Here is an 8,294-nt window from a genome sequence, read left to right as displayed (position 1 = left end):
ACGTTAATCGCAAGCAGGATACTTTCAGACTTTCCGTCTTCCGAACTTTATACTTCTGCATTCGATGATCGGTGTTCCTACTTTTTCTTCGTCAGTTCCTGTTGAAGCTTTACGATTTGCAGTGCGAGTTGATCGGATACGGATGGGTTGCTTGCGCTGCCTTCTGGAAATTGATTGGAGAAAAATGCTTTCGCAGACCAGATCTCCAATACATCGTCCGTGGCGATAGAGTACGGCTGATATTGACGGTTGTCGGAAACCATCAGCAGTTTACCTTCATCATCGGCAAAGTTGAAAACACGTTTAAAGACTATACCGTCTTCCTGCGTTACTACTATATATAGCTTGCCGTTCTTTATGCCGGCAACATCTTCTATATATTCACCGAAGATGATACTGCCCGGCTGCACGGGTAACATCGAGTCGCCCTGTATCTCGAAAGCGCGATATGTTTTATTTTTAGGAAGCACCGGCAAACTGATCTTCGGCAGGTCTTTTACAAACTCCGGATCCTGGTATCCCGACAGGTAGCCGGCTGAAGCTTTCTGCATTACCAGCTCTACATTCTCTTTATTATTACTGTCAACCGTAATAGCCAGTACTTCTTTTCCTTTGCTACTGTTGCTGCTGGCCTTGCGTTCTTTCTCAGGCACCTTGCTCAGGTCCTGGCTCACCAGTGCATCAAGGTTTACATTAAAGATTTTGGTGATGTCGAGCAGCGATGCCAACGGAGGGGTTGCACGCTCTTCTTCGTACGCGCCTATAGCGGCCTGTTTCAATCCCAGCTTTTCAGCAAGTTGCTTTTGGGTGAGTCCTTTCTGTGTGCGAAGGAACTTCAGATTTTTATTGACGATTGCCATTATATAATGTGTACAAGTTACGATTTACAAAGTCCGATCTGAATAAACAAAAAATCGCTATCCACAAGTATAAATATATACCTGCAGCAAAACACTTTCATCGACTTCGTATACAACCCTGAAGCCTCTCCCGCATGACCCTGCGAGAGAGGTTCAGGCAAAATACATACAACGTTTCATTGAGATTATAGAATCTGAATGGCAAAATCAGTTTAACTCCCTTAACTGCTCAATGATGATACAAATCTAAAATAATTAGATTAAAAGAAAAACATTTAACTAATATTTTTAGTTAATTAGCGTCATGGAACGGAACATAGTGCACCTCGATCTGGACGCCTTCTTTGTAGCGGTGGAATGCAAGAACAATCCCAAGCTGCTGGGCAGACCATTAATTGTAGGAGGCAGCAGCCGCAGAGGCGTTGTGGCCGCCTGTAATTATGAAGCACGCAAATTCGGTGTGCATTCTGCCATGCCTATGTACCTGGCATTGCAGCTTTGCCCCGATGCCAAAGTAATCTCCGGTGATATGGAGTCATATAGTAGAGCATCTCACGAGATCACCGAGATAATAGAAGAGGCCGCCCCCGCTTTCGAGAAAGCATCCATCGATGAATTTTATATCGATGCGAGTGGCCTCGATAAATATTTCGGTGCCTATAAATGGGCCACCGAGCTGCAGAATAAAATCATTAAAGAGAGCGGCCTCATTATATCCATGGGGCTCTCTGTTAATAAGCTTGTATCGAAAGTAGCTACAGGCGAGTTCAAGCCGAAAGCCAATAAATATATACCGGCCGGCACCGAAAAAGATTTTCTTGGTCCGCTGACGGTAGATAAGATTCCGATGATCGGCAAGCAAACCTCCACCTTTCTTTATGATATGGGTGTGCGTACAGTGGCCACGTTGCGCGAGATGCCTTTGAAGTTTCTCGTAAGCGCCTTCGGTAAAAATGGAGTTTCCCTCTGGAACAAAGCACAGGGTATAGATGACTCTCCGATCGTTCCCTATAGCGAACAGAAATCGATCTCTACCGAGAGTACATTTGAAGAAGATACCATCGATGTAAAGCGACTCAAGTCGATCCTCATCGCCATGGTAGAAAAAGTAGCATTCCAGTTACGCACGCAAATGAAGCTTACCTCCTGCGTAACAGTAAAGATCCGCTACTCCAACTTCGACACGGAAACAAAGCAGGTACATATACCCTATACATCTTCCGATCATGTACTGCTCCGAACAGTAACACAGCTTTTTGAGAAACTCTATAATAGAAGAATGCTTATACGCCTGGTAGGTGTGCGCCTCAGCGGACTTGTGCATGGCAATCACCAGATCAGTCTCTTCGATGATACGGCCGAGAGCATCAACCTTTACGAAGCCATCGACCTGATCAAACACCGGCATGGCGTAGAGAAACTGGTGCGCGCCACGACACTCGATGTGAGCCACCGCGTGCGCATGGAGATGAACATGTTTAAAGGCAACCTCAAATAAATATAACCGATCAGAATAAAATAATACAACGCTATATACTTATGAGAACATCAGCAGTAAAAATCAAAAGCCCGGTAAAAGAGTTATTCTTTATCATTGCGCCTCCGCGTCACATCATGAGCGATGTATCCGTATTAAAAGACGATGTACATTACCTGATCGGTCACGAGTTTGATGACCGGTATTCCAAAGCACATATCTCGTTGTTCAAGTATAGCGATGAACACCTCGAAGATATTATACGCCATGTAGAAGAGAAAGCCGTACAATTCAAACCATTCAACCTCTTTATTAAAGACCTGAATGTGTTTTATAATGGTGGCCACCGTACTATTTACCTCGACATTGTTAATAAGTATCCGCTGCGCGATATTTTCGAGAAGCTCATCAAGGAAGAATCAGGGTATACACCACACATTACCATTGCAAAAAAACTGGCGGCCGATGACTTTCTGAAAGCATGGCCTTACCTGAAAGATCTTCCCTATAGCCAGCATTTTCTCTGCGATCGCATTACCGTACTGGCGCGTGCAGAAAACCGCTGGATCCACTACAAGGACATTATGTTTGGCGAATACTAACACTTACAGACATCGTTATGCGATCATACTGTATTTTACCCGTTATTGTAATGTTATTGACTAAGAGTATGTCTCCGATACAAATTCTCCAAACACATTTTGGTTATTCATCCTTTCGGCTGGAACAGGAAAATATTATCCGGTCGGTTTTAGAAAAGAAAGATACATTCGTACTGATGCCTACCGGCGGAGGCAAATCGTTGTGTTACCAGGTTCCCGCCCTGATGCTGGAAGGTCTTACCATTGTAGTCTCCCCGCTCATTGCCCTGATGAAAGACCAGGTCGATGCGCTGCGACTCAATGGTATACCTGCAGCCTATCTCAACTCCACACAATCCTACCAGGAGCAGGAAGCGATTCTAAATAAAGCACGCACAAAGGAGCTGAAGCTCCTGTACCTCGCACCGGAAAAATTACTTCGACAGGAAGATGCGGGCGCTGCCAAAAATACTGCGTCCTCCAGATTTATACCGACCCCGTTCTTCAACACAATTCTCTCGCTTAACATCGGTCTCATCGCCATTGATGAAGCACATTGTATTTCGAGTTGGGGACACGACTTTCGTCCGGAGTACCTGATGCTGGCACAGTTGAAGCACGCGCTCCCAACGGTACCGGTAATCGCATTAACTGCTACGGCCGATCGTCTCACACGAAAAGATATAGTAGAGAAGCTCGCATTAAAAAATCCGGTAACCTATATATCGAGTTTCAATCGCGCGAACATCCGCTATACCGTTGAGCCGAAACAGGGATCGTTCGAGAAACTTCTTGATTTTCTCCGGGCAAGAAAAAATGAATCCGGCATTATATACTGTTTGTCCCGTGCCTCCACCGAATCTATAGCAAGCGATCTGAAGCTGCAGGGCTTTGATGCGTTGCCGTATCACGCAGGATTGGAACGCGAGCAACGCGCCCGCCACCAGGAAATGTTTTTGCGCGATGAAGTAAAGATCATGGTCGCTACAATTGCGTTTGGTATGGGCATCGATAAGTCCAACGTGCGCTATGTAGTACACATGGATCTTCCCAAAAATATCGAGAGCTATTACCAGGAAACAGGCCGTGCCGGCAGAGATGGCCTGGAGAGTGAAGCTTTATTGTTTTACTCCTATAGCGATGTAGTCAAGCTGAAGCGCTTCACACAAATAGAAGGTAACGATGAACAGAACACTATTATCTTACGCAAGCTCGACCAGATGGCGCAGTATGGCGACCTGCCTACCTGCCGCAGAAAATACCTGCTGAATTATTTCGATGAAGACACCGAAGATTCCTGCGGTAATTGTGATGTATGCCTCGCGCGTGTTGAACGGATAGATGGTACTATATCCGCACAAAAAATATTATCGGCAGTATCGCGGTTGCAGGAACGATTCGGTGCCGGGTATGTGATCGATTTTCTGCGGGGCTCTAACAGCGTTAAGATCCAGGAAGAACACAAGCAGTTAAAGACATTTGGTATAGGACAGGATATAACTAAAGATGAGTGGAGCCGGATCATTCGCGATCTAGTAGCACAAGGCTATCTCGTTAAATCAGACGGTGCGTACCCGCTGTTAAAGCTCACCGAAAAAAGTATGGCCGTGCTGAAAGGACAGGAGAAAGTAATGATCATACAATCCCGGGAGATCATAAATATACAGGAGCCTGTGCCGGGGTATGAACTGAATCTTTTTGAAGAACTGCGCGCTGTTCGCAGACAACTGGCCGAAGAAGAAAATGTACCGGCCTATATTATACTCTCCGATGCTACACTGCAAGAGTTGGCTACCTATCTGCCGCATACACGCGAAGAGATCAGCCACATCAGCGGCTTTGGCCAGATGAAAGTAGAGAAGTATGGACAATCCTTCATAGAAGTGATCACGCGATATTGTAACGCGAACAATATCACCTCGCGTATACACCTGAAAGCCCCGAAGCGCCAACGCAAGGAAAGACCGGAGCGCGAGAACGATACCAAACAGCAAACGCTTTCATTATTCAACGAAGGCAAAACCATCAGCGAAATCGCTGCTATACGCAGCCTCTCTCCTGTTACCATTGAAACACATTTGGCATTTTATGTACAACGCGGCCAGATTGCTATTGAGCAATTTGTACCAGCCGATAAACGTCAATCCATCATACAAGTCATTGGAAATATAGGAGGACTGGCGCTTACACCAATCAAAGAAGCGCTGGGCGATAACTATAGCTTTGGCGAGATCAAGTTTACCCTGGCACACCTGGAATATAGCAAAACAGCATCAGGCACAACTGACCAAAGTCAACCTATAGTATAGATACAGATTTATGTTCCTCAACTGCCACACCGGTTTCAGTTTCAAATACGGAATGCTTCCGGTAAAAACACTTTTTGAGGAAGCCAAACGATGTGGTGTACATAAACTGGTGATCACCGAGATTAACAACACGGCATCCTATATGGAAATGCTGCGCTTGTGCGATAATAACCGTCCCTATACCAACGGTCTCACCAAATTTGGCGAGCAGCCTTACCTGCTGGATATAGCGGTAGGCATTGAGTTTCGGAGGGGGAGTGAATTGCTCTACATCGCTATTGCCAAAAACAATACCGGCTTTGAAGAGATCAACCGCTTTCTTTCGCGCTATAACCGGGAAGGTAAAGATGTACCCGTGCGGGCTCCTGAATTTAAAGAGGTATATATCATCTATCCCTTCGGCAAATTAGAACCGGAAGAGCTTCGCCCGTGGGAATATACCGGTATAGCGCATCACCAGCGGAACCAGTTTGCACTCTACAAACAACGGCATGCCTACGCGCACAAGTTTGTTATACTGCACCCGGTAACCTTTCTTCCTCCGGTGCGCAATAAAAATGGCAAGGTTGTCAGTAAAGATTTCAATGCACATCGCCTGCTGCGATCTATCGCCAACAACACCTTGCTGAGTAAATTACCCGAATACCAGCAGGCACGCATGGATGAGTATATGGTGCCGGAAGAAAAACTGGAAAAAGCCTTCAGCCAGTTTCCGGAGTTGATCAGCAATACAAAAGCATTGCTGGATGCATGTTCTATCGTATGCAAACAAGGGGAAGACAAAAACAAAAAATATTTTACCGATAGCAAGCAACAAGATCTTGAATATCTGCGAACCGAAACACGCAAGGGCTATATCCGGATTTATGGAGACGATGAAACGATCTGGAACGAGCGCATCGAAAAAGAATTGGCGATCATCGGCCGAAAAGAATTTACAGCGTACTATCTCATCACCTACGACCTCATCAACTTTGCCAAGAGAAACAATTACGATTTTGTGGGGCGCGGCAGCGGGGCCAACAGCACGGTAGCCTATTGCCTCGGTATTACCAATGTAGACCCGATCGAACTCAACCTGTATTTCGAACGCTTCCTGAACGAAGAACGCTCCTCTCCTCCCGACTTCGATATCGATTTCTCGTGGGACAACCGCGATGCGATCTATAACTATATATTTGAACGATACGGTTCCGACCATGTATGCCTGCTGGGTACACACGTTACTTACCAGGGACGATCTATATTGCGCGAGCTCGGAAAAGTATTCGGATTACCCAAAGAAGAGATCGATGACCTGGTGGAAGAACCGGAGCGCTATGGCAGGCGCGATCAGATCAGTGAGCTCGTGTGCGAATATGCCTCCTACATTGTCAATAAAGAATTACCGGCCAACTTTTCCATTCACGCGGGCGGTGTATTGATCACCGAAAAACCGATCTATACCTATACCACCACCGAGTTACCACCCAAGGGCTACCCGGTGTCGCATTTCGAAATGCACAATGCAGAAGACTTTGGTATATATAAATTTGATATCCTCAGTCAGCGCGGGCTTGGCCACATCAAAGAAACCATCCGCCATGTAAAACGGAACAAAGGCATCACAGTCGACATTAACCGTTTCCAGGAATTTAAGAAAGATCCGAAGATAAAAGACCTGCTGCGTAACAGCCGGGCTATTGGTTGTTTCTATGTAGAGTCGCCCGCCATGCGTATGCTGTTGGGAAAACTGAAATGCGATGATTACCTCACACTCGTGGCTGCGAGTTCGATCATTCGTCCCGGAGTAGCAAGCTCGGGTATGATGCGCGCCTATATAGAACGCTATCACGCTGTGCGAACCGGAGGAAAGTATGAATCGATCCATCCGCAGATGGATGTGTTGATGGCCGATACGTATGGTGTAATGGTATACCAGGAAGATGTGATCAAAGTGGCCCATCAGTTTGCCGGGCTCACCTTAACCGAAGCCGATGTATTGCGCAGAGGTATGTCGGGTAAATATAGGTCGCGCGAAGAATTTCAGCGCGTGCGCGATCGCTTCTTCGAATGTTGTCACGCAAAAGAATATGAACAACGTGTAATAGACCGCGTGTGGCTGGAGATCGAAAGCTTCTCCGGGTATTCGTTCGCCAAAGGACACTCCGCCAGCTATGCTGTGGAAAGTTACCAGAGCCTGTACCTGAAGGCCCATTACCCGCTGGAGTTTATGGTAGGTGTGATCAACAACTTCGGAGGTTTCTATCGTACCGAATTTTACTTTCATGAAGCGCGCATGAGCGGTGCCAACATCGAAGCGCCTTGTGTAAACTATAGCGACTATCTCACCACACTATACGATGATACAATTTATGTTGGCTTTGTACACCTGAAAAGTCTTGAAACAAAAGTAGCACAATATATACCGGAGGAGCGCCAGCGCAACGGCCCCTATAAAAGCCTCGATAATTTTCTGCGCAGAGTACCGCTGGGGTTGGAGCAGGTGCGCATTTTGATACGGCTCGGTTCATTCCGTTTTACCGGGCGCAACAAACAACGACTGCTCTGGGAAGCCATGCTATATTTCGGCCAGGCGAAAAGCAGGAACAAACAATCTACCGTGTTGTTTGATACCGACCCGAAAGATTTTCCGTTGCCCGAACTCGCGCGCAATGAACTGGAAGATATATTTGATGAGATAGAACTGTTAGGCTTCCCGTTGGGCGATCCGTTCCGGCTGCTCAAAACAGACGATCGTGGCGATACATCAGCACGCGATCTCTCTCACCGCATCGGCAAACCGGTACATATCATGGGCTACCTGGTTACGGTAAAAAATGCGCATACCAAAACCGACCAGATGATGAACTTCGGAACGTTCTACGATCATCATGGAGAAGTTTTTGATACGGTGCACTTTCCGGATGTAGCCGCCAGACATCCTATCCGCGGCCGCGGATTCTACTCCATCAAAGGTGTTGTAACCGAAGATTTCGGAGTATATACCATCGAAGTACACTGGATGGAGAAACTGGCGCTCATCAACAAACGACCGGAAATATCGTTCCAGGAAACACCCTGATAT

At 46.4% G+C, this 8,294-nt stretch carries 5 protein-coding genes; 4 read left to right on the top strand and 1 reads right to left on the bottom strand.

The annotated features are described in order from the left end of the window. Positions 1-77: 77 nt before the first annotated feature. Positions 78-860 (bottom strand): LexA family transcriptional regulator, encoded by a 783-nt coding sequence (locus VIN08_RS19025; protein ID WP_331968240.1) that lies wholly within the window; start codon positions 858-860, stop codon positions 78-80. Between the two features lie 304 nt (positions 861-1,164). On the opposite strand from VIN08_RS19025, the gene dinB reads away from it, so the two are divergent. The 4 genes from dinB (at position 1,165) to VIN08_RS19005 (ending at position 8,291) form a co-directional block, all read left to right on the top strand. Beyond that, on the top strand, positions 1,165-2,358 hold the full coding sequence (gene dinB, locus VIN08_RS19020; RefSeq protein WP_331968237.1) for a DNA polymerase IV: 1,194 nt from the start codon (positions 1,165-1,167) through the stop codon (positions 2,356-2,358). Between the two features lie 41 nt (positions 2,359-2,399). Continuing rightward, positions 2,400-2,939 (top strand): 2'-5' RNA ligase family protein, encoded by a 540-nt coding sequence (locus VIN08_RS19015; protein WP_331968234.1) that lies wholly within the window; start codon positions 2,400-2,402, stop codon positions 2,937-2,939. Positions 2,940-3,007: 68 nt separating this feature from the next. Then, positions 3,008-5,227 carry a DNA helicase RecQ gene (gene recQ / locus VIN08_RS19010; protein ID WP_331968231.1) on the top strand — a complete coding sequence of 740 codons (2,220 nt, stop codon included), beginning with the start codon at positions 3,008-3,010 and terminating at the stop codon, positions 5,225-5,227. Between the two features lie 10 nt (positions 5,228-5,237). Continuing rightward, complete coding sequence (locus tag VIN08_RS19005) at positions 5,238-8,291, top strand: DNA polymerase III subunit alpha (protein ID WP_331968228.1); 3,054 nt, start codon at positions 5,238-5,240, stop codon at positions 8,289-8,291. Positions 8,292-8,294: the final 3 nt, after the last annotated feature.

Source organism: Ohtaekwangia sp. (assembly GCF_036568665.1).
Classification (GTDB): Bacteria; Bacteroidota; Bacteroidia; order Cytophagales; family Cyclobacteriaceae; genus Ohtaekwangia.
This window is presented reverse-complemented; position numbering and strand designations above follow the sequence as displayed.